This window comes from Dyella halodurans (assembly GCF_026283925.1).
GTDB lineage: Bacteria > Pseudomonadota > Gammaproteobacteria > Xanthomonadales > Rhodanobacteraceae > Dyella > Dyella halodurans.
This window is the reverse complement of the sequence record NZ_JAPDPF010000001.1, coordinates 1-20,410: the sequence shown is the minus strand read 5'-3', so window position 1 is coordinate 20,410 and position 20,410 is coordinate 1. Positions and strand designations below refer to the sequence as shown.

Sequence of the window (20,410 nt, the reverse complement as noted above, 5' to 3'; positions counted from 1 at the left end):
ACTGCGCTTAGCGCTTGTCGGCAGCAACATAGTTGCGCACGTCGGAACCGGTATAGATCTGGCGCGGACGACCGATGCGCGACCCCGGGGTTTCGTGCTGCTCGATCCAGTGGGCGATCCAGCCGGCGGTGCGCGCGATGGCGAACATCACGGTGAACATTTCCGTCGGAATACCGAGCGCCTTGTAGATGATGCCGGAGTAGAAGTCGACGTTCGGGTACAGCTTGCGCTCGACGAAGTAGTCGTCCTTCAGCGCCGCCTCTTCCAGCTTCATCGCCACATCGAGCAGCGGGTCGTTGACGCCCAGCTCGTTCAGTACCTTGTGGCACATCTCGCGGATGATCTTGGCGCGCGGATCGAAGTTCTTGTAGACGCGGTGACCAAAGCCCATCAGGCGGAAGTTGTCGTTCTTGTCCTTCGCGCGCTTGACGGCCGTCTCGACCTTGTCCGCGGTGCCGATCTCTTCAAGCATCTTCAGCACCGCCTCGTTGGCGCCGCCGTGCGCCGGACCCCAAAGCGCGGTGATGCCAGCGGCCACCGAGGCATACGGGTTGGCACCGGTCGAACCGACCAGGCGCACGGTCGAGGTCGAGGCGTTCTGCTCGTGGTCGGCGTGCAGGATGAACAGCAGGTCCAGCGCCTTGGCCGCCACCGGGCTCATTTCCAGCGGCTCGCTCGGCACCTCGAACATCATGTGCAGGAAGCGGTCGACGTATTCGAGGTTGTTGCGCGGATAGCGGAACGGCCAGCCGATGGAATAGCGATAGCAGGCCGCGGCGATCGTCGGCATCTTGGCGATCAGGCGGATCGCGGCAAGCTTGCGGTCGGCCGGGTTATCCACGTCCAGGGAGTCGTGATAGAACGCCGACAACGACGCCACCGAGGCAGCCAGCATGGCCATCGGATGCGCGTCGTGGTGGAAACCCTGGAAGAAGTTCTTGTGCGACTCATGCATCATCGTGTGATGCGTGATCTCGTGTTCGAAGTTCGAGAACTCCTGCTTGTTCGGCAATTCGCCATTGAGCAGCAGGTAGGCCACCTCGAGGAAGCTCGACTTCTCGGCCAGCTGCTCGATCGGGTAGCCGCGGTACAGCAGCACGCCTTCGTCGCCGTCGATATAGGTGATCGCGCTCTTGGTGCTGGCCGTGCTGCCATAGCCCGGGTCGTAGGTGAAGTGGCCCGTGTCCTTGTACAGCGTGCCGATGTCGATGCATGCAGGACCGAGCGTACCGCTGAGCAGGGGCAATTCGCTGCTGCGGTTGGTCGACTCATCCACCAACTTGACGATCTTGGAATCGGACACGGAAACCTCCTTCACGTAATGTCATCGTCGGCGCGTCGCGAAAGCGCGAGGGCCGGCGAGGTAGGGTTGATGTCGCCCTCGGGGACTGACTGCGACACCTCAGCGCCCATTATCGCACAACGTTCCGGGGGCATGCCCTAGCGAATGGTCGGATTGCGAGCACAAAAAAACACGGGGCGAGCCTAGGCTCGCCCCGCGCTTCTTATCCGTGCAGCACCACGCGAGCGCGGTGCCCAGACAATGCTTTGCGCGCTCTTACTTCTGCGCGTAGCGGCGACGGAACTTGTCGACGCGACCGCCAACGTCAAGCGTCTTCTGCTTGCCGGTGTAGAACGGATGGGACTGGCTGGAGATATCCACCTTGATCAGCGGGTACTCGTTGCCGTCTTCCCACTTGACGGTTTCCTTGGTGGCAATCGTCGAGCGCGTGAGGAACGCGAAATCGGACGACAGGTCCTGGAACACCACCGGGCGGTAATTCGGATGGGTATCGGGCTTCATGACTGACTCAAAGCGGTGGGTGAAAAGAGCGGCATTATATCGACCAACCTCGCTCATTGGCAAGTCGGTCAATCACTTGGGCCCGGGGGCCCGGCGCGAGGCGATTCAGGCCCCCAGCGCCCGCCTGACCATGGCGGCAAAACGGGCCTGATCCACTTCCATCACGATGCGCGCATTCGCCGGCTGCCCCAGGCGCCCCAGCCAATCGACCACCGTCGCGCCGCGCGTCAGGCGACCGTCCAATTCTACCGCGACATGCCGCTGTTCACTGCGCGTCACGATGTCCGGATCGAGTGCCACGGCCATGGCCAGCGCATCGGCCGCGATCACGCCGCGACGGCCGCGCTGGCGATTGAAGGCTCGCGCGGTGCCGAATACCTGCCCGAAGAATGCGGCGCGTTTATCGCCCGCAGCCAGCCAGGCATCGAAGTCTTCGTCGATGAAGGCGTGCCGCAGCGTGGCTTCCCAGTCGACCAGGTCGAACATCGGGAAGGCTTCGAAGACGACGTGCGCAGCTTCCGGATCGAAACCGATATTGAACTCGGCCGGGATCTTGCCGGTGTTGCCCTGGCCGGTCACCGCCCCGCCCATCACGACCAGTCGCGTCACGCGTTGCGGCAAGGCGGGATCCAGGCGCAAGGCCAGCGCCAGATTGGTCAACGGCCCCAGCGCCACCAGGGTCAAGCCAGGATGTTCGCGCGTCAGCCGCAGGATGGCGTGAGCGGCATGCTCGGCGGACGCCACCGCCTGCGGCTCCGCGAAGCCCACATCACCCAGGCCATCCACGCCATGCACGTGCACCGCATCTTCTTCCGGCATGCGCACCAGTGGCGTCGGGCAACCCGCGAAGACCGGCGTCGGCGTTCCCACCAGATCGACCAGGGTTCGCGCATTGCGCACGGTATGCGCGAGACCGACGTTGCCCGCCGCGATGGTCAACCCCAGGACGTCTGCGTGGGCATGCGCCATCAGGATGGCCAGCGCGTCATCCACGCCGGGGTCGGTATCGATCAGCAGTTGTGGCTTGCTCATGAGACTTCGTCGTTGGGTGTGAACCAGCTAGCTTAAAAGCTCTGGGCGCAGGCGCAAGTTCGCGGCCCTTTTGCGGGAGCGCACCCAGTGCGCGAACAACCAGCCCCCCAAGAGGGCCTGGCGCAGGGGTAACGCCGTCACTCCGCGGTCGCGCACTGGGTGCGCTCCTACACGCATGCCGGTGCGTCAGGCTCAGGCGTGGACATAACGGGCGGCGGCGCCGATCCAGCGCACGATCAACTGCTCTGCCTGTTGTGGGTGATGGGATAGCAGATACGCCCCCACCTCCTGCACGGCCGGCAACAAATGCGCATCGCGCGCCAGATCGGCAATGCGAAAACTGAGCTGGCCGGTCTGGCGCGTGCCCAGCACTTCGCCGGGACCACGCAGCTCCAGATCCTTTTCCGCGATGCGGAAACCATCATTCGTCTCGCGCATCACTTGCAGGCGTTCGCGAGCCAGTTGCCCCAGCGGCGGCTGGTACAACAACACGCAATTCGAGGCCACCGAACCGCGCCCCACCCGGCCACGCAACTGATGCAGCTGCGCCAGGCCGAGCCGCTCGCTGTTCTCGATGACCATCAAGCTCGCGTTGGGAACGTCCACGCCCACCTCGATGACCGTGGTTGCCACCAGCACACTCAACTCGCCCGCCTTGAACGCGTCCATCACGAGCTGCTTTTCCCTGGGCTTCATGCGCCCATGGATCAGACCGATCCGGCAATCGGCCAGTGCGGCGGAGAGCTCGGCATAGGCGACCTCGGCGGCTTGCGCCCGCAGCTGCTCGGACTCCTCGATCAAGGTGCACACCCAGTACACCTGCCGTCCTTCCAGGCAGGCGACATGGATGCGTTCGATCACCTCCGCGCGGCGCGCATTGGAGATCGCGATGGTCTGCACGGGCGTGCGGCCCGGCGGCAATTCGTCGATGGCGGAAACATCGAGGTCGGCATACGCGCTCATCGCCAGCGTGCGCGGAATCGGCGTTGCGGTGAGCACGAGTTGGTGCGGCACCAATCCGGAACCCTGGTCCGCCCCCTTGTCGCGCAACGCCAGGCGCTGCTGCACGCCAAAGCGGTGTTGTTCGTCCACGATCACCAGGCCGAGCTGGGCGAACGTCACGCCTTCCTGCATCAGCGCGTGCGTGCCGATGACCACGTGGGCACCTTCGGCGACGCGCTGCAGCGCCTGTTGCCGTGCCTTGCCCGCCACCTTGCCGGCCAGCCACGCCACGTCGACGCCTAGCGGCGTCAGCCAGTGACGGAAGTGGTGAAGATGCTGTTCGGCCAGCAGCTCGGTCGGCGCCATCAAGGCCACTTGCTGCCCTGATTCCACCGCGGCAATGGCGGCCAGCGCCGCGACGATGGTCTTGCCGCTGCCGACGTCGCCCTGCACCAGCCGCAACATCGGCTTGGCTTGCGCGATGTCGACGGCAATCTCCGCCGTCACCCGCTGTTGCGCGCCGGTCAGGCCGAACGGGAGGCCGGCCAACAGGCGTTCGCGCAGCTGCCCCGTGCCACGCAGGCTTGGCGCATGGCGACGACGCACGGCCGCGCGCATGCGCTTGAGGCTCAGATGCTGGGTCAGCAGTTCCTCGAAGGCCAAGCGCTGCTGCGCCGGATGACGCCCTGCCGTGAGCTGACCGATGTGCGCATCCGGCGGCGGCCGATGCACGTAAAGCAGGGCATCGCGCAACGACGTGAGGCCGTGTTGCGCGCACAGTGCGGGCGGGATCAGCTCGAGTTGCGCGTCGGGCGGCAGCAGGGCCAGCGCCTTGGCAATGACGCCGGCGAGGCGCTTTTGCCCCAGGCCCTCGGTGGTCGGATAAATCGGACTCAGCAGCTCATCGACGATCGCCGGCTCGTCGCCGCTGATCCGCTGATACTGCGGATGCACCATTTCCAGCCCTTGCGGGCCCTGGCGCACTTCGCCGTAGCAAAGCAGACGCGTGCCCGGCTGCATCTGTTCGGCCTGGCTGCGCCGGAAATGAAAAAAGCGCAACACCAGTGTCTGCAGCGAGTCATCGCTGATCGCCACCTTGAGTTGCGGGCGATAGCGAAAGCCCCGCTCCACCGCCTCCACCACGCCTTCCACCTGGGTACGCTCGCCAGGGCGCAGGTCGGCGATGGCGACAACCCGCGTCTTGTCCTCGTAGCGCAGTGGCAAATGGAACCAGAGATCTTGCACCCGCTCCAGCCCGAGCCGCGCCAGCGCATCGGCCAACGCAGGGCCCACCCCGGGCAAGGCCGAAACCGGCGTATCGCCAGGAGCAGCATGCGTCGAGGTCAGGGCGAGAGCGCTAGGGGTCGGCATCGGCAAAGCCTAACCGAGCAACTGCCAGGCGCGCAGCCGGCGGCGCGCTTCCGGCTGTCGGCACATGGCACGTGCAGGGATCAGTCGAGCACCATGACCGCGTCGACCTCCACTTCGGCACCCTTGGGCAGGCCGGCGACTTCGATGGTGGAACGGGCGGGGAACGGCGCCTGGAAGTACTCCGCCATGACCGCATTCACCGCGGCGAAATTGGCGAGGTCGGTGACGTAGATGCCAACGCGGACGATCTTGTCCAGCGAACCACCCGCCGCAACCGCCACCGCCTTGAGGTTGTCGAACACGCGACGCGTGTGTGCGCTGATATCGCCATCGACCAGCGCGCCCGTCGCCGGATCCAGCGGAATCTGCCCGGAGAAATACACCGTACTACCCGCGCGCACGGCCTGCGAATACGGGCCGATGGCGGCCGGTGCCTGATCGGTGGAAATGATGCTGCGGGACATGGGGTGTTCCTCGGGTCGGGGGAGCGACGAGTTTAAAGCGAGGGACGAGAGGTGGGTAGCGAGGACGCATGGCCCTGCCCCGCGCATGGCCTCAGGCGCGCTGAAAAACAGCCAGGATCAAGGTGCAGCACCCCAGCGGAGCACCCTCGCTGCCCGCCGCTAATCCCTACAGAGGATAGCGATACGCACCACTGACGACGCCGGTACGCCGCACGCGGCGAATCACTTCAGCCAGGTGCTTGCGATTCTTCACTTCCAGCGCAAACAGCAACGTGGCCGCCGCCGCGTCGCGCTCGACGTACTCCACGTTCTCGATGTTCGAGTTGGCGGCAGCGATGGCGGCAGCCACGGTGGCGAGCACGCCCGGTCGATTGATGACCTCGATGCGCAGCTCGGCGCGATAGTCGCCCTGCACGTCGCGATCCCACTCGATCGCCACGCAGCGCTCCGGCGACTTGCGCAGCTCCACCACGTTCGGGCATTCGACCCGATGCACCACGATGCCCTTGCCCGACGACAGGTAACCGATGATCTCGTCGCCCGGCAGCGGGTGACAGCAATTGCCGAAGCTGAGTACGCCGCGCTCCGCACCGGTGATGCGGATCTTCTCCGCCACATGCGGCAACTGCTGCACATCGGACGATTTCTTGCCGCGCGCAGCCACCAGCTGACTGGCCACCAGGTGCGGCATGCGGTTGCCCAGCGCGATATCGGAGAGCAGTTCTTCAAGACGCTTGAGCTTGGACGTCTCCAGGAATCGGTCGAGCACGGCTGGAGGAATCGCATCCAGGCTCGAACCCAGCGCATCGAGCGCGCGATCGAGCATGCGATGACCGAAGTCCACCGCATCCTCATGTTGCAGATGCTTCAGGTACTGGCGGATGGCCGTACGCGCCTTGCCGGTGACGACGGATTCCAGCCACGCGGGATTGGGCACTGCCGACGGCGCGGTGATGATCTCCACCAGCTGGCCTGATTCGAGGCGCGTGCGCAGCGGCAGCAGCTTCTTGTCGACGCGCGCCGCCACCGCGTGATCACCCACGTCGGTATGCACGGCGTAGGCGAAATCCAGCGCGGTGGCATTGCGTGGCAAGGCCAGGATGTCGCCGCGCGGCGTGAACAGGTAGACCTCGTCCGGGAACAGGTCGATCTTCACGTTTTCGATGAATTCCGACGACGACGCCGTATTGGCCTGGCTGTCGGCCAGCGACGACAGCCACTCGCGCGCACGTGCCTGCGCGCTGTTGGCCGGTCCGGAGTCGGTCTTGTAGGCCCAGTGCGCAGCCACGCCGCGCTCGGCCACCGAATCCATCTCGGCGGTGCGGATCTGCACCTCGATTGGCGCGCCGAACGGCCCGAGCAACACGGTATGCAACGACTGGTAGCCATTGGCCTTCGGAATCGCGATGAAATCCTTGAAGCGGCGATCCACCGGCTTGTACAGGCCATGCACCGCGCCGAGCGCCATGTAACAGCTCATCGCCGATTCGACCACCACGCGGAAGCCGTAGACATCCATCAGCTGCGCGAAGCTTTTGTGCTCGTTGTGCATCTTGGAATAGATGCTCCACGGCGACTTGATGCGCCCGACTACGCGTGCCGTGAGGTGCTCGGCGGTGAGTCGCGCCGACAACGCCGTCTCGATCTTGCCCATCGCTTCGCGGCGATTGCCCAGCGCCGCGCGGATGCGCTCGCTGATCACGCGATAGCGATCGGGATAAAGCGCGCGAAAGCCCAGGTCCTGCAGTTCCGCCTTGGCCTTGTTCATGCCCAGGCGCTGCGCGATGGGCGCGTAGATCTCCAGCGTTTCGCGCGCGATGCGCCGACGCGATGGCGCATCCTTGGCGCCCAGCGTGCGCATGTTGTGCAGACGGTCGGAGAGCTTGATCAGGATCACGCGCAGGTCGCGCGCCATCGCCAGCAGCATCTTGCGGAAGCTTTCCGCATCCGCTTCCTGGCGGCTGCTGAAGCTCATCTTGTCCAGCTTGGTGACACCATCGACCAGTTCGGCCACGGTTTCACCGAACTCGCCGGCGAGCTCGCTGCGGCTGAGCGCCGTGTCTTCCAGCGTGTCGTGCAGGATCGCCGCGATGATGGTCTCGGCGTCCAGGCCCAGCTCGGCCAGGATGCCGGCCACGGCCACCGGATGGGTGATGTAGGGCTCGCCGCTTTTGCGGGCCTGGCCCTCATGCGCCTGCGCGCCCACTTCGTATGCGCGGATCACGCGGGCCACCTGCGCTTCGGGCAGGTAGGCCACGCGTTCCTTCAAGGCCAGGACGTAAGGCGGCAGCGTCGACGTATCCTGAGGGGTCGGATCCGTGACTGCCGGCATGGATGTTCGGTCCCCGCTCAGGCGACCGCCTCCGTGCGTTTGCTAGAAGCAAAAACCGTGGCTGGGTGGACGCGCCAGCGCCAAGTGCCGGTCATGCCGGCTGCTTGCGAGCGTGGTCTACAGCCACCGCCTTCCATCAGTCATCTCCACCCTTGGAGAGGTCATCGTCCACCTCGGCCGCAGCCCACTCGAGGGCTTCGCGCTCGGCGCGCTCGCGCTCGGCCTTGTCGATTTCGTCAATCGTGATCTGGTCAATGCGGCGGTCGGCGATCTCGCGCAGGGCGAGCACGGTCGGCTTGTCATGATCCGGATTGACTGCCGGCTCAGCACCGTTGGCAAGCTGGCGGGCGCGCTTGGTCGCCATGAGCACCAGTTCGAAGCGGTTGTCGACCACCTGCAGGCAGTCCTCGACGGTAATGCGGGCCATCTGAAATCCTTAGAGAATAAAGCGACTTATCGTGTGTCAGTGTAGCCAGAGGGCGCTTTGCTGGCAATGCAGCAAGCTTTATGATGCGCGGTTCAGCCAGCCTGCAGCGCAGCTGCCTGAGACATAATGGGTTCTGTACACAATAAAAAACTACCAAGTACAATATTCTGCTTAAGCCAACCCCGGGACCGTTGCCACCCATGTCGCCAGTCTTCCGCTCCCTCCTCACGCGCAGTCTGCCTCTGGTGGCCGTGGCCTTGCTGACCGGTTGTGCGATCGCCAAGCCGCGCACCGACGATCCGCACGAGAAGTTCAACCGGAGCGTGTACGCGTTCAACAACTCGGTGGACAAGGCGGTCGTACGCCCGGTGGCGATGGGCTATCGCAAGGTGACCACGGAAGGAATGCGGCGCTCGGTGAGTGACTTCTTCACCAATATCCGCCTGCCGATCACCGTGGCCAACGACCTGCTGCAGGCTCGTCCCAAGGAGGCGGTGCAAAGCAGCGGCCGCTTCATCGTGAACCTGACCTTCGGCCTCGGGGGCCTGTTTGACCCGGCCAGCGAGCTCGGTATCCCGCTGAATGAGACCGACTTCGGCGTCACGCTCGCTCGCTGGGGCGTGCCCGAAGGCAGCTTCCTGATGTTGCCATTCCTTGGCCCCACCACCATGCGCGATGTCTGGCGCATCCCGGTGGACGGCTACTTCTTCGACCCGCTGAGCTATTTCGCACGCAACAACAGCTACGAGTACGGGCAGGAATACCTGCCGCAGGTGCTGTACCTGATCTCGCTGCGCTCGAGCGCCGTCGACGCGGAGAGCTTCCTGAATTCGGCCTACGACCCCTACGCCTTCCTACGCGATGCGTTTCGCCAGCAGCGCCTGTACATGATCTACCGCGGCAACCCGCCGGAAGACGTCATCGAGCAGATGCAGGGCCTGAAGGACAAGAATTTCAATCCGGACGAGCTGCTGGAAGAGCAGCAGAAGTGGCAGAACCAGCAGCCAACCGAAAAGCCGACGCAGAATCCGCCGAAACAGCAGTAATCGCTGCCATCGCGCCAACAAAAAGGGGCCATCAGGCCCCTTTTTGTTGGCGCGACCGGCGGACCCTCAGGCCATCAGGTCTTCCACTTCGCAGACGCTGGCCAGCAGGTGCATGCCCTCGGGAATGTTGCGCACCGTGAGCTTGCGTCCCTGCTCGGCCGCCTGGGCCAGTACCGCCAGCACGCAGGCGAGGCCGGCGCTGTCGGAACGGGTCACCCCGGCCAGGTCCAGCGTATGGCGGCCGTCGCGAGCCACCGCCGCCGTCAGGGCATCCAGGGCCACCGCAGCATTGGCGAACGTCAGTGGGCCCGACACGCGCACGCCATCCGGCGCGCTGTCGTCCACTTGCAGGGGCGTTATCGCGGAAGCCATCACGGGGCGGCCTTGGTGTCCTTTTCCATCGACTCCAAGGCCTTGTCACCCTGCGTCTCAAGGTTGGTGATCAGCTGGTCGATGCCCACTTTGCGGATCTCGGCGTCGACCTGGTTGCGATAGTTGGTGATGTAGGAAATGCCTTCGATGATCACGTCGTAAGCCTTCCAGTTGCCATCGCGATCCTTGCGGAAGGCGTAGTCGACAGCGACGGTCTTGCCATCGTCCAGAACGACCTGGGTACGCACGATGGTGCGCTTGTCGTTGACGTCGCCGCTGGACGGCAGCACCTTGACCCGGCCGCGCGTGTAGTCGAGCAGGCCCTCGGCATAGCGATGGGTGATCGAGTTGTAGAACGCCTTGGCAAAGCGGGAGCGCTGTTCCGGCGTCGCCTCGCGGGCATGCTGGCCGAGCACCAGGATCGACGCATAGTCGATATCGAAGTGCGGCAGGAACACGCCGTCGATCACGCCGATCAACTTTTCGTGGTTGTTCTTCAGCTCCTGCTGGTGGCCTTCGATGGCCTTCGACAGCTGGTCAGTAATGACCTGCACCACCTGGGTCGGCGTCTGCTGGGTATCCGCAGCCGGGGCGGCAGCGTTCTGGGCGAAAGCGGGGGCGGCAACCACGCCACCGAAGGCGATGGCGGTGGCAAGGGCCAGACTGCGCAACATGGGGAGACTCCTCGACAAGATCTTTAGGGAATATCGGGTCGCGTGACGCGGACTCAATGCTTGCTGCCAGCGTCGGGCTTGCCGGCGTCGGGGCTCTTTTTGTCGCTGGACGAGCCGCTGACCAGGAACTTGCCGATCAGATCCTCGATCTGCAGCGCCGACTGGGTAAGCACCATTTCGTCGCCGTTCTTCAGCATATCGGGCGAACCGCCAGGCTGAATCGCGACGAACTGGGTGCCGATCAAGCCGCTGGTAAACACGGCCGCCGCCGAATCATCGGGAATCTGGTCGTAGCGCTTGTCGATGGAAAGGGTCACCTCCGCATCGAGCTTGACTGGGTCGGCCTTCACCGACTGCACGCTGCCGATGGCCACGCCAGCCATCTTCACCGGGGCACCTGCCGAGAGTGCGCCCACATTGGTGAAGCGCGCCTTGACCAGGTAGCTGCCGGACAGGTTGTCCGCTGCGCCGCCGGCGCCGAAGAAGCGGCCCAGCATCTCTTCCAACTGCTGCGCCGGCCGCGTCAGCGCCAGCGTGTCGCCATCGGCCACGGTCTTCTTGGAGTTGCCGTACTGGATGCCCACGTACTGGTCGCCCAGCAGCCCGCTGGTGAAGATGGTGGCCACCGAGTCATTCGGAATCTGGTTGTAACGCTGGTCGATGGCCAGCTTCACGTCCGCCGTCTCCCGGCTCGGGTCGAGCATGATCGACTGCACCTGGCCGATGCGCACGCCTGCCACCTTCACCGGCGCGCGCTCCTTGAGCTGGCCGATGTTGGCGAAGTGCGCCTGCACCGTATAGCTCGGGCCACGGCTGCTATTCGCTACCGAGGTGGTCTGGGTGGCGAGATAGCCCAGCGCGGCAAAGCCAAGCACGATGAACAGGCCGGTGCCGACGGCATAAGAGGGTCTCTGGCTCACGGCACAATCCTCAATCGAATAGGGAGGGTTACGGTTTTCATGTGGGCGCTCGTCATCAGGCCGGTCACATCAGGAATGCGGTCAGCACGAAATCGAGCGCCAGGATGGCGATCGAGGACGCCACCACGGTACGGGTCGTGGCGTAGGCGACGCCCTCGCTGGTCGGCGGCGTGGTGTAGCCCTGGAACACCGCGATCAGCGATACCACGGTGCCGAATACCACGCTCTTCCACAGCACGCCGTTGATCACGTCCTTCACCAGGTCGACGGTCGCGGTCATGTTCGACCAGAACGTGCCGTTGTCGATGCCCAGCCAGCTCACGCCCACCAGGTGGCCGCCAAAAATGCCCAGCGCGCAGAACACGCAGCACAGCAGGGGCATGGCGATCACGCCGGCCAGGAAACGGGGAACGATCACATAGGCGATGGGATCAACCGCCATCATCTCCATCGCGGCGATCTGGTCGGTGGCGCGCATCAGGCCGATCTCGGCGGTGACGGAGGTGCCCGCGCGACCGGCAAACAGCAGCGCCGTCACCACCGGACCGAGCTCACGATAGATCGCGATCGCCACCACCGTGCCGGTGGCCGAGGTGCCGCCGAAGATCGACAGCACGTCATATAGCTGCAGCCCCAGCACCATGCCGACGAACAGGCCGCAGACCATGATGATGATCAGGCTCATCGCGCCGACAAACCACAGCTGGCGCACGGTCTCGCGCAGGTGGCGCAGGCTGCGCGGCACGGAGGCTAGGATGCGCAGCAGGAACAGGCCGCAATCGCCGATCTGCGACAGCGAGCGCAGCACGATGTTGTCGCGACTCATCGGCACGCTCATGCGCCCCTCCCTGGAAAACCAAGCGACGCGGCGAGATCGCCGGCCGGATACTGGAACGGCACCGGGCCATCGGCCTCACCACCGAAGAACTGCCGCGTCCACGGCGAGCCGTCATTCGCAATCGTCTTCGGATCGCCTTGCGCAACGACCTTGCCATTGGCGATCAGGTAGATGTGGTCGGCCACCTGCTTGATCGCTTCCAGCTCGTGCGCCACCAGCACACTGGTGATGCCCAGGGTCTGGTTGAGCGTGCGGATCAGCTTGAGCACCTGATTCAAGGCGATGGGATCGAGGCCGACGAACGGTTCGTCGTACAGGATCAACATGGGGTCGAACACGATCGCACGCGCCAGCGCCACGCGACGGGCCATGCCGCCGGAAAGTTCGCTCGGCATCAGGCCGGCGGCGCCGCGCAGACCCACGGCCTGCAGTTTGGTCAGCACGATGTTGCGGATCAGCACCTCGGGCAGCTGGGTGTGCTGGCGCAGGGGAAACGCCACGTTCTCGAACACGTCGAAATCGGTCAGCAGCGCGGAATTCTGGAACAGGTAGCCGATGCGCTCGCGCAGCTCGAACAGCTTGTCGCGCGACAGCCTGGACACGCTCTGCCCATCCACCATCACATCCCCGGCGTCGCCACGCATCTGGCCGGTGATGTGCTTCAGCAAGGTGGTCTTGCCGGTGCCGCTGGGGCCCATGATGGCGGTGATCTTGCCGCGTGGAATGTCCATATCCAGCGCATCGAAGACCTTCTTGCCATTGAGCACCGTGGTCAGGCCACGGACGCGCACCAGGGCGCTGTCTTCGGGCTTGGCACTAACGGAGTCGGTCATGGGCGAGGCTGCGCGAGGAAAGCCGCCACGTTAGCTGAATAAGCCTTTGAAGACCATGCACCGATCGTCGATGCGCTCAGCTTCCGCTAACGAAACAAGGATTTGCGGATTCCTGCCAGCGTTTTTCCGCGACCCCGGCGAGTGCTGGCATGACGGACATCCGCCCGGCTGACGACTCTGCCTCATCCAAGGTCAGATTAGCCTTACGCCAGCAGCTCGGCGATCAGCGCCTCGTGGCGCTGCCATTGCAGCGAGGTGCGCAGGCGCACCGCGTGCACAATGGCTTGCAGGTCGGCCAGGGCGTCCTCAAAGCGATCATTGACGATGACGTAGTCGAACTCGTGGGCGTGGGCGATTTCCTCACGCGAGTTATGCAGCCGGCGTGCGATGACCTCAGCGCTGTCGGATCCGCGGCCGCGCAGACGGCGCTCCAGCTCCGCCCGCGAAGGTGGCAGGATGAACACGCTGACGCAATCGGGCTTGCTCTGGCGAATCTGCCGCGCGCCCTGCCAATCGATCTCCAGCAGCACGTCGCGCCCCTGCTCCAGCAGCTCGGACACCGTGGTGCGCGACGTGCCATACAGGTTGCCATGCACTTCGGCATGTTCCAGGAAGATGCCTTCAGCGACCTCGCGCTCGAACGCCACGCGCTCGACGAAGTAGTAGTGCCGGCCGTACAACTCGCCAGGACGCGGCGGGCGCGTGGTATGGGAAATCGACAGCGAAATCGCCGGCTCACGCTCAAGCAGCGCATTGACCAGGGTGGACTTGCCCGCACCCGACGGCGCGGCCACCACGAACAAGGTGCCTTCGGAGGTCGCCAGGCTGGGCGTGCTGGTGCTCATTCGATGTTCTGCACCTGCTCGCGCATCTGCTCGATTAACACCTTCAGCTCGACCGCGGCATTGGTGCTGCGCGAATCGACCGACTTGGAGCCGAGCGTGTTCGCTTCGCGGTTGAATTCCTGCATGAGGAAATCCAGGCGGCGACCCACCGGCTCCTTCATGCCGAGCACGCGACGCGTCTCGGAAATATGCGTGCTGAGCCGATCGAGCTCCTCGTCCACATCGGTGCGCGTGATCTGCAGCACCAGTTCCTGCTCGAGTCGGCCCGGGTCGGCTGGCTGCTTGATGTCGGCCAGCCGCGACTCCAGGCGTGCACGCAGGCCTTCGCGGATCTGCGGCATCCAGGTGCGCACATCCGCCACGATGCGCTCGATGGCGTCGAGGCGGTCCTTCAGCAACTCACCCAGCTTGGCGCCTTCACGCTCGCGCGTTGCGGTGAGCGCGTCCAGCGCGCGCTCGAGCACCTCGAGCAAGGCGCCCTGCAACAGGTCCGGGTCCACCTCGGCTTGCTGCAGCACGCCCGGAAAGCGCAACAACTCGGTGAACTCGATCTTCATGCGCGGGAAGCGGGCCTCCATGTCGAGCGCCAGCTCGGACAGCCGCGCCAGCACGCCGGCATTGACCTGCAGCGATTCACCGCGGGCATCGCCACGCAAGCGCACCGTGACATCCACCTTGCCCCGTGAAAGGCGTGCGCCGATGCGCTCGCGCAAGGCCGACTCGAACACGCGCAATTCGTCCGGCAGGCGCGGGCTGAGCTCAAGATAACGGTGGTTGACTGTGCGCAATTCGCAGCTGAGCGTGCCGGCGGGGCCGGTCGTCTCGGCGGAGGCGTAAGCCGTCATGCTGCGGATCATTGAGAGCCTGCGGATGTCTGGAAAGGCGCAATGGTAAACTCTCCCGCCCTGCCTTGCCCAATTCCTAAGGCCATTCGCCCCATGAGCTCCCAAAGCCGCCCTAGCGGTCGCGCCAGCGACCAGCTGCGCACCATTACCATCGAACGCCATTACACACGCCATGCCGAAGGCTCGGTGCTGATCGGTTTTGGCGATACCCGCGTGCTTTGCACCGCCAGCGTCGAAGACCGCGTGCCGCCGTGGCTGCGCGGCAAGGGCGAGGGCTGGGTCACGGCCGAATACGGCATGCTGCCCCGTGCCACCAATACCCGCATGCAGCGCGAAGCCGCGCGCGGCGGCCAAGGTGGCCGCACCATGGAAATCCAGCGCCTGATCGGCCGCAGCCTGCGCGCCTGCGTCGATCGCCAGGCCCTGGGCGAGCGTGTGATCACCCTCGATTGCGACGTGATCCAGGCCGATGGCGGCACCCGCACGGCCGCCATCACCGGTGCCTACGTGGCCCTGGTGGACGCGGTAAACCTGCTGATGAAGCGCGAAAACCTTCGACGCAACCCAGTCGTTGGCGCCGTGGCCGCGGTGTCGGTAGGCATTTACCAGGGGGTACCGGTGCTGGATCTCGACTATGCCGAAGACTCCAACTGCGATACCGACATGAACGTGGTGATGAACGACGGCGGTGGTTTCATCGAGGTACAAGGGACGGCCGAAGGCCATGCCTTCCGCCGCGACGAGATGGACGCCTTGCTCGGCCTGGCCGAAAAGGGCATCGCCGAACTTGTCGCCGCCCAGCGCGCGGCGTTGGAACTGAGCTGATCCCCACCGGAAAACCACGCATGTCCCGTATCGTCATCGCCAGCAGCAATCCCGGCAAACTGGCCGAGTTCAACGACCTGCTCGCCGGCAGCGAGCGCAGCTTCGTGGCGCAGTCGGCGTACGATGTGGAGGACGTGGAAGAAACCGGTCTCAGCTTCGTGGAGAACGCGTTGTTGAAGGCGCGCCATGCCTCGCGCATCAGTGGTCTGCCAGCCCTGGCCGACGATTCGGGGCTTTGCGTCGACCACCTGCGCGGTGCGCCCGGGCTGTATTCGGCGCGTTACGCCGGCAACCACGGCGACAACGCGGCCAACAACACCAAGCTGCTGCGCGAGCTGGACGGCTTGCCCAGCGAACAACGCGGCGCCTTCTTCATCTGCGTGCTGGTGCTGCTGCAGCACGCAGATGACCCTTCGCCACTGATCGCCGAAGGCCGCTGGTACGGCCGGGTCTTGACCGAGCAGCGTGGCACCCACGGTTTTGGCTATGACCCGCTGTTCCTGCCGGATGGCCAGGACGTCAGCGCCGCCGAACTGGCGCCAGCGCTGAAAAACCGCATCAGTCACCGCGCCCAGGCCTTGATCCAGTTGCGCGCACGCCTGAACGCACAGCATCTCTAAGCTCATGCCGCTGATCGCACCGCCGCTGTCGCTGTACGTCCACATGCCGTGGTGTGTGAAGAAGTGCCCTTATTGCGACTTCAATTCGCACGGCTTACGCAACGAACCACCGCCATATGCCGCTTATGTGGACGTGCTGCTGGCGGACCTGGATGCCGACCTGCGCGATTTTGGCGAGGCCGCCTTTGGCCGACCGGTGCACAGCATCTTCTTCGGCGGCGGCACGCCCAGCCTGTTCGCGCCGGAGCTGATCGACCGCTTCCTCGACGGCGTGCGCTCGCGCCTGCCGCTGGCGACCGAGGCTGAGATCACCCTGGAGACCAACCCGGGCACGGTCGAGCACGGCCGTTTCGACGGCTATCTGGCGGCGGGGGTGAATCGCCTTTCGTTCGGCATCCAGAGCTTCGATGACGATAAATTGCGCCGCCTGGGCCGCATCCACTCCGCCAGCGAGGCGGAAGCGGCGGTGAAGTCCGCCCAGGACGCCGGCTACGCCAATATCAACCTGGACCTGATGTATGCGCTGCCCCAGCAGGCGCAGGCAGGTGCGCTGGACGATGTGGCACGCGCGGTCGCGCTGCAGCCTACGCATATCTCGCATTACCAGCTGACCCTGGAACCGAATACGGCATTCGCCGCTAACCCGCCGCCATTGCCCGATGACGACCATGCCTGGGCCATGCAAGAGGCCTGTGAACAGCAATTGGCGGACGCTGGCTATAGCCAATACGAGATATCCGCCTATGCCCAGGCCGGCCGCCGCTGCGTGCACAACCTCAATTACTGGCGCTTCGGCGACTACCTGGGCATCGGCGCCGGCGCCCACGGCAAGCTCAGCGATCCCGCTGCGGGTGCCGTACGACGACGCTGGAAGACCCGTCACCCCAAGGCCTATCTGGCCGCACCGGGCGGCCAGGAGCGCATCGGCGGCGATGGCGCCGTGGCCAGCGACGAACTGCCGTTCGAGTACATGCTCAATGCACTGCGCCTGATCGACGGCGTGCCCCTGGCCGACTTTGCCGAACGCACCGGCCTGCCGGCTGCGCGGATCGCCCCGGCCCTGGCTGCCGCCCGCGGGCGCGGCTGGCTCACCGACGAGCCTGATCTGCTGCGCACGACCCCCCTGGGCCAGCGTTTTCTCAATGATGTGATCGCCGGCTTCCTGGACTGAGAGCCTGTTCTAAAGAGATCACCCGTCCAGCCGATGGCGGCAACGCCGCAACCCGCTTAAACTCGAGGCTCCGGGGGGAGTCTGAAACAGGGTTAATCATGGATGTCGAACAGCAGGGTCGACGTCAGCCGTTTGCAGCCGATCAGGACGCCCGTCCTGACAATGCGGGCTGGCCGCCGCGTGCGCGACGCCTGATCGAGGAAACACACGCACTTTGCGCGAGCTGGCTGGAATCGCCCGTGCGGCTGTGCCTGGGGGATATCGAGCAGCGCCTTTATGCGCTGGCCGAACGCTCGCGCAATCATCTCGAGCAGCAGCAACATCTCTTCAGCAGGCAGCAACTGCAACAGCATCGCGTCGCGTTGGAGCGGCGCTTTATCCAGGGCGTGCGCACCAGCTTCAGCAAGCTTGGCGCGCCTGCCGCGGCGGAAGAAGAGCCCGATGCGCTGCGCCGCCCACTGGCCCTGCTCGACCAGACCGAGCACGAACAGACGGTGGCCCTCAACAAGCTGGTCGCTCGCGGCGAAGCGCGCAACGGCACCTTGCTGTTCGAGCTGGGCTATCGCTTTGCGGTGCTGGTCGGCCAGCCGCCGCTGGAGGGCGAGGTCCTGCCGCTGGGCCCGCAGGCACTGGCATGTGCGTTCCGCGACGCCAGCGCCTCGATGGACCTGCCGGTCGAACACCGATTGTTGATGTTGCAGAGTTTTGACAACGCCGTCGTGCAGTCATTGCCCTCGATCTACGAGACGGTCAACGAGCACCTGCGCAGCGATGGCATCCTGCCGCAGTTGCGTGCGTTCCCGACCGCGCCGCGCGTCCAGTTGGAACGGCAGCGCGCGCCGTTCGCGGAACAGGCGCCGAGCGCCTTCGCACGGAATCAAGCTGCGCCGTCGACGCCCCCGCCGAATGCAACCGCGCCACGCACCGACAGCATTGCGGTGCTCGACAGCCTCCGCGAAATGCTGGCGCAGCATCGCGCCGGCCAGGGTGCGCTGAACTATCAGAGCGGAGGGCGTGCCGCCTCGCCGGAAGAACTGCAACTTGCGCTGGACGCCTTGCAGCTGCACGTCTCCGATGTGACCGACCATGCCACCCGCGAGCTGCACAGCGCCAAGGCGCTGCGCGAAGAGCTGCTCACCCAGCTCAACGCCGGCCGGCCGGCCGGCACCAGCCAGATGCACCTGAGTGACGAACAGGGCGACACGGTTGAGCTGGTGTCGATGCTGTTCGAGCAGCTGGGCCAACAGATGCAACGCGGTGGCAACGCGCATTCGCTGCTAGGTGACCTGCAGCTGCCACTGCTGCGCATGGCCGTGGCCGACCAGGGCTTTTTCAACCAGCGCGAACACCCGGCGCGCAAGCTGCTGAGCATGGTGGCCGAAGCGGCCAACGACTGGCTGGACGGTCCCGAAGGGGACGCTGATCGCTCGCTTTCCGCCAAGCTCAACCAGCTGGTCGACCGGGCCCGCCGCGAGCCGCCCAGCACCGGTCTGTATACCAGCTTGATGGCCGATATCGAGCACCATCTGAACCTGCTCAACCGCAAGGCGCAGATCGCCGAGCGGCGCCAGGTGGAAGCCATGCAGGGCCGCGAGCGCCTGGAACAGGCACGCCATCGCGCCGCGGAATTGATGCTTGAGCGCTTCGAGCGCTGTAATCCGCGGGGCCTGTTGCGCACCCTGCTGGAACGGGCCTGGTCCGACGTGTTGGCGCTGACCCTGCTACGCCATGGCGAAGACAGCGAGGCGTTTGCCACGCGCCTGCGCATTACCGATCAGTTGCTGGGACAACAGGCCGTCACCGACCGCAACCTGCTGCAGGCCGAAGTGGAATCCGGACTGCAGCAAATTGGCATGCATGCCGAGGAAGCCGTCCAGGTCGCGCAGCGCCTGCTGGGCATTCCCCAGAACACCCCTGTCAGCAACGAAACCACGACCACGACCGAGCTCGCGCTCAAGCTGAAGCAGCACCAGCGGCTCGGCGAGCACGCCACGACCGAAACTCCTGCGCCCGAACCGGTCGTGCGCCCTGCTGCCCCACTGGAGCCGCAGACGCAGCGTATCCACAACCGCCTGCGCCAGCTCCCCTTCGGCAGCTGGTTCGAGTTCATCGACCCTGCCACCGGGCAAGTCACCCAACGCAAGCTGGCCTGGTACTCGCCGGTATCCGGCAACAGCCTGTTCGTGACGCGCCGCGGCATGCGCGGCGAGGAAATGAGCCTGGAGCACTTGGCGCACGAAATGGCCTGCGGTCGAGCGAGCGAAATGGCCCCGGTGCGCGAGAACCTGCTTGATCGAGCCTGGCAGGCCCTGACCAGCCACTTGCGCCAAGTCACCAAGCCGCTGGCGGGCGCACAGCGTGAGGGAGCATGAGCGACGTGACGGAGAACATCACTTCCATCGACCAGCGTCGGGCGTTGCGCAAGCGGGCCAATTTCACCGCCCTGGTGACCGACGTCATCAGCGGCCAGTCGATCGGACACCTGGGCAACCTGTCGGCCAACGGCATGCTGTTGATCAGCCCCCATCCGCCACGCAGCGAGGCGATTTATCAGGTCAGCCTTTCCCTGCCCGGCCTGGGCAGTTCACCGCAGACCATCGAGGTGGGCATCCAGGAGCAGTGGCAGGAGGAGGCGGCCAGTCCGGGCCAGGTTTGGGCCGGCTATCGCATCGTGGCCATCGGGGATTCGGATGCGGCCTTGCTGGACGCTTGGTTGGAGTTGCCTGGGCAGAATTAAGGTTTCGTCTGCTGGCTTCCCTCATCCCTCCGATGGCAGGCTGACCTAGCAGCACGCGGGACGTTCGTAGCGAGGCTTCCTGCGCCTTTCGCTCTGTTGTGATGTGACCGCGATCTGGCTCGCCTGCGGCGGGCTTCCGCCCTCCTGCCGGAGGCCGGGTCACTTCTCTTTGCTTGCCCAAAGAGAAGTAAGGCGGTCTCTAACATCAAGTGCAACACCCCCTTCGAGGTGATGCATGGGTCAGAACTACAGTCATCTGAGCGCCGAAGAGCGAGGCGCGATCATGGTGGGCAAGGCGCGCGGGGAGAGCGC

The 20,410-nt window shown here is 65.0% G+C and carries 20 protein-coding genes; 6 read left to right on the top strand and 14 right to left on the bottom strand.

What is annotated here, in order from left to right; genetic code table 11:
• Nucleotides 1-7: 7 nt before the first annotated feature.
• The 7 genes from OUZ49_RS00100 to rpoZ form a co-directional block, all read right to left on the bottom strand.
• Nucleotides 8-1,303 carry a citrate synthase gene (locus tag OUZ49_RS00100; protein WP_266147839.1) on the bottom strand — a complete coding sequence of 432 codons (1,296 nt, stop codon included), beginning with the start codon at nucleotides 1,301-1,303 and terminating at the stop codon, nucleotides 8-10.
• Between the two features lie 255 nt (nucleotides 1,304-1,558).
• Entirely contained in the window at nucleotides 1,559-1,804 is a 246-nt protein-coding gene (locus OUZ49_RS00095; RefSeq protein ID WP_266147837.1) for a type B 50S ribosomal protein L31, read from the bottom strand.
• 105 nt (nucleotides 1,805-1,909) lie between these two features.
• A complete protein-coding gene (locus OUZ49_RS00090) occupies nucleotides 1,910-2,836 on the bottom strand; it encodes a nucleoside hydrolase (protein ID WP_266147835.1) in 927 nt (308 codons plus the stop codon).
• Between the two features lie 192 nt (nucleotides 2,837-3,028).
• A complete protein-coding gene (recG, locus tag OUZ49_RS00085; protein WP_266147834.1) occupies nucleotides 3,029-5,149 on the bottom strand; it encodes an ATP-dependent DNA helicase RecG in 2,121 nt (706 codons plus the stop codon).
• Nucleotides 5,150-5,229: 80 nt separating this feature from the next.
• Nucleotides 5,230-5,613, bottom strand: coding sequence for a RidA family protein (locus OUZ49_RS00080; protein ID WP_266147833.1), 384 nt, complete (start codon nucleotides 5,611-5,613; stop codon nucleotides 5,230-5,232).
• Between the two features lie 166 nt (nucleotides 5,614-5,779).
• Complete coding sequence (locus tag OUZ49_RS00075) at nucleotides 5,780-7,945, bottom strand: RelA/SpoT family protein (protein ID WP_266147832.1); 2,166 nt, start codon at nucleotides 7,943-7,945, stop codon at nucleotides 5,780-5,782.
• Between the two features lie 136 nt (nucleotides 7,946-8,081).
• The gene (gene rpoZ / locus OUZ49_RS00070; RefSeq protein ID WP_266147831.1) at nucleotides 8,082-8,372 is read right to left on the bottom strand and encodes a DNA-directed RNA polymerase subunit omega; all 291 of its coding nucleotides are present in this window, start codon (nucleotides 8,370-8,372) and stop codon (nucleotides 8,082-8,084) included.
• Nucleotides 8,373-8,572: 200 nt separating this feature from the next.
• Here rpoZ and OUZ49_RS00065 point away from each other — a divergent pair, with 200 nt between their 5' ends.
• Entirely contained in the window at nucleotides 8,573-9,418 is an 846-nt protein-coding gene (locus tag OUZ49_RS00065; RefSeq protein WP_266147830.1) for an MlaA family lipoprotein, read from the top strand.
• Nucleotides 9,419-9,484: 66 nt separating this feature from the next.
• Here the strand turns inward: OUZ49_RS00065 and OUZ49_RS00060 are convergent, their stop codons facing one another.
• The 7 genes from OUZ49_RS00060 to OUZ49_RS00030 form a co-directional block, all read right to left on the bottom strand.
• Complete coding sequence (locus OUZ49_RS00060) at nucleotides 9,485-9,790, bottom strand: STAS domain-containing protein (RefSeq protein WP_266147829.1); 306 nt, start codon at nucleotides 9,788-9,790, stop codon at nucleotides 9,485-9,487.
• Nucleotides 9,790-10,464: an MlaC/ttg2D family ABC transporter substrate-binding protein gene (locus OUZ49_RS00055; RefSeq protein ID WP_266147828.1), complete on the bottom strand. Its 675-nt coding sequence runs from the start codon at nucleotides 10,462-10,464 to the stop codon at nucleotides 9,790-9,792. Before OUZ49_RS00055 ends, OUZ49_RS00060 begins: the two co-directional genes overlap by 1 nt.
• A 53-nt stretch (nucleotides 10,465-10,517) precedes the next feature.
• Nucleotides 10,518-11,384: an outer membrane lipid asymmetry maintenance protein MlaD gene (gene mlaD / locus OUZ49_RS00050; RefSeq protein ID WP_266147827.1), complete on the bottom strand. Its 867-nt coding sequence runs from the start codon at nucleotides 11,382-11,384 to the stop codon at nucleotides 10,518-10,520.
• Between the two features lie 64 nt (nucleotides 11,385-11,448).
• Complete coding sequence (gene mlaE, locus OUZ49_RS00045) at nucleotides 11,449-12,222, bottom strand: lipid asymmetry maintenance ABC transporter permease subunit MlaE (protein WP_266147826.1); 774 nt, start codon at nucleotides 12,220-12,222, stop codon at nucleotides 11,449-11,451.
• Nucleotides 12,219-13,055 carry an ABC transporter ATP-binding protein gene (locus tag OUZ49_RS00040; protein WP_266147825.1) on the bottom strand — a complete coding sequence of 279 codons (837 nt, stop codon included), beginning with the start codon at nucleotides 13,053-13,055 and terminating at the stop codon, nucleotides 12,219-12,221. The genes mlaE and OUZ49_RS00040 overlap by 4 nt, the downstream gene beginning before the upstream one ends.
• A gap of 203 nt (nucleotides 13,056-13,258) precedes the next feature.
• Entirely contained in the window at nucleotides 13,259-13,900 is a 642-nt protein-coding gene (gene gmk, locus OUZ49_RS00035; protein WP_266147824.1) for a guanylate kinase, read from the bottom strand.
• Complete coding sequence (locus tag OUZ49_RS00030) at nucleotides 13,897-14,757, bottom strand: YicC/YloC family endoribonuclease (RefSeq protein ID WP_266147823.1); 861 nt, start codon at nucleotides 14,755-14,757, stop codon at nucleotides 13,897-13,899. The genes gmk and OUZ49_RS00030 overlap by 4 nt, the downstream gene beginning before the upstream one ends.
• 81 nt (nucleotides 14,758-14,838) lie before the next feature.
• Between OUZ49_RS00030 and rph the strand changes: the two genes are divergently transcribed.
• From rph to OUZ49_RS00005, 5 genes are all read left to right on the top strand, one after another.
• Nucleotides 14,839-15,570, top strand: coding sequence for a ribonuclease PH (rph, locus tag OUZ49_RS00025; protein ID WP_266147822.1), 732 nt, complete (start codon nucleotides 14,839-14,841; stop codon nucleotides 15,568-15,570).
• Between the two features lie 20 nt (nucleotides 15,571-15,590).
• Nucleotides 15,591-16,190 (top strand): RdgB/HAM1 family non-canonical purine NTP pyrophosphatase, encoded by a 600-nt coding sequence (rdgB, locus tag OUZ49_RS00020; RefSeq protein ID WP_266147821.1) that lies wholly within the window; start codon nucleotides 15,591-15,593, stop codon nucleotides 16,188-16,190.
• A 4-nt stretch (nucleotides 16,191-16,194) separates the two neighbouring features.
• Complete coding sequence (gene hemW / locus OUZ49_RS00015) at nucleotides 16,195-17,361, top strand: radical SAM family heme chaperone HemW (RefSeq protein WP_266147820.1); 1,167 nt, start codon at nucleotides 16,195-16,197, stop codon at nucleotides 17,359-17,361.
• Between the two features lie 98 nt (nucleotides 17,362-17,459).
• Complete coding sequence (locus OUZ49_RS00010) at nucleotides 17,460-19,733, top strand: DUF1631 family protein (protein WP_266147819.1); 2,274 nt, start codon at nucleotides 17,460-17,462, stop codon at nucleotides 19,731-19,733.
• Nucleotides 19,730-20,098 (top strand): PilZ domain-containing protein, encoded by a 369-nt coding sequence (locus OUZ49_RS00005; RefSeq protein WP_266147818.1) that lies wholly within the window; start codon nucleotides 19,730-19,732, stop codon nucleotides 20,096-20,098. The genes OUZ49_RS00010 and OUZ49_RS00005 overlap by 4 nt, the downstream gene beginning before the upstream one ends.
• Nucleotides 20,099-20,410: the final 312 nt, after the last annotated feature.

Coding starts and splice junctions, on each gene's coding strand:
- hemW (WP_266147820.1), top strand. CDS start 16,195: ATGCCGCTGATCGCACCGCCGCTGTCGCTGTACGTCCACATGCCGTGG.
- OUZ49_RS00090 (WP_266147835.1), bottom strand. CDS start 2,836: ATGAGCAAGCCACAACTGCTGATCGATACCGACCCCGGCGTGGATGAC.
- gmk (WP_266147824.1), bottom strand. CDS start 13,900: ATGAGCACCAGCACGCCCAGCCTGGCGACCTCCGAAGGCACCTTGTTC.
- OUZ49_RS00060 (WP_266147829.1), bottom strand. CDS start 9,790: ATGGCTTCCGCGATAACGCCCCTGCAAGTGGACGACAGCGCGCCGGAT.
- OUZ49_RS00040 (WP_266147825.1), bottom strand. CDS start 13,055: ATGACCGACTCCGTTAGTGCCAAGCCCGAAGACAGCGCCCTGGTGCGC.
- OUZ49_RS00065 (WP_266147830.1), top strand. CDS start 8,573: ATGTCGCCAGTCTTCCGCTCCCTCCTCACGCGCAGTCTGCCTCTGGTG.
- mlaE (WP_266147826.1), bottom strand. CDS start 12,222: ATGAGCGTGCCGATGAGTCGCGACAACATCGTGCTGCGCTCGCTGTCG.
- OUZ49_RS00030 (WP_266147823.1), bottom strand. CDS start 14,757: ATGATCCGCAGCATGACGGCTTACGCCTCCGCCGAGACGACCGGCCCC.
- recG (WP_266147834.1), bottom strand. CDS start 5,149: ATGCCGACCCCTAGCGCTCTCGCCCTGACCTCGACGCATGCTGCTCCT.
- OUZ49_RS00075 (WP_266147832.1), bottom strand. CDS start 7,945: ATGCCGGCAGTCACGGATCCGACCCCTCAGGATACGTCGACGCTGCCG.
- rdgB (WP_266147821.1), top strand. CDS start 15,591: ATGTCCCGTATCGTCATCGCCAGCAGCAATCCCGGCAAACTGGCCGAG.
- OUZ49_RS00010 (WP_266147819.1), top strand. CDS start 17,460: ATGGATGTCGAACAGCAGGGTCGACGTCAGCCGTTTGCAGCCGATCAG.
- rpoZ (WP_266147831.1), bottom strand. CDS start 8,372: ATGGCCCGCATTACCGTCGAGGACTGCCTGCAGGTGGTCGACAACCGC.
- OUZ49_RS00095 (WP_266147837.1), bottom strand. CDS start 1,804: ATGAAGCCCGATACCCATCCGAATTACCGCCCGGTGGTGTTCCAGGAC.
- OUZ49_RS00005 (WP_266147818.1), top strand. CDS start 19,730: ATGAGCGACGTGACGGAGAACATCACTTCCATCGACCAGCGTCGGGCG.
- rph (WP_266147822.1), top strand. CDS start 14,839: ATGAGCTCCCAAAGCCGCCCTAGCGGTCGCGCCAGCGACCAGCTGCGC.
- OUZ49_RS00055 (WP_266147828.1), bottom strand. CDS start 10,464: ATGTTGCGCAGTCTGGCCCTTGCCACCGCCATCGCCTTCGGTGGCGTG.
- OUZ49_RS00080 (WP_266147833.1), bottom strand. CDS start 5,613: ATGTCCCGCAGCATCATTTCCACCGATCAGGCACCGGCCGCCATCGGC.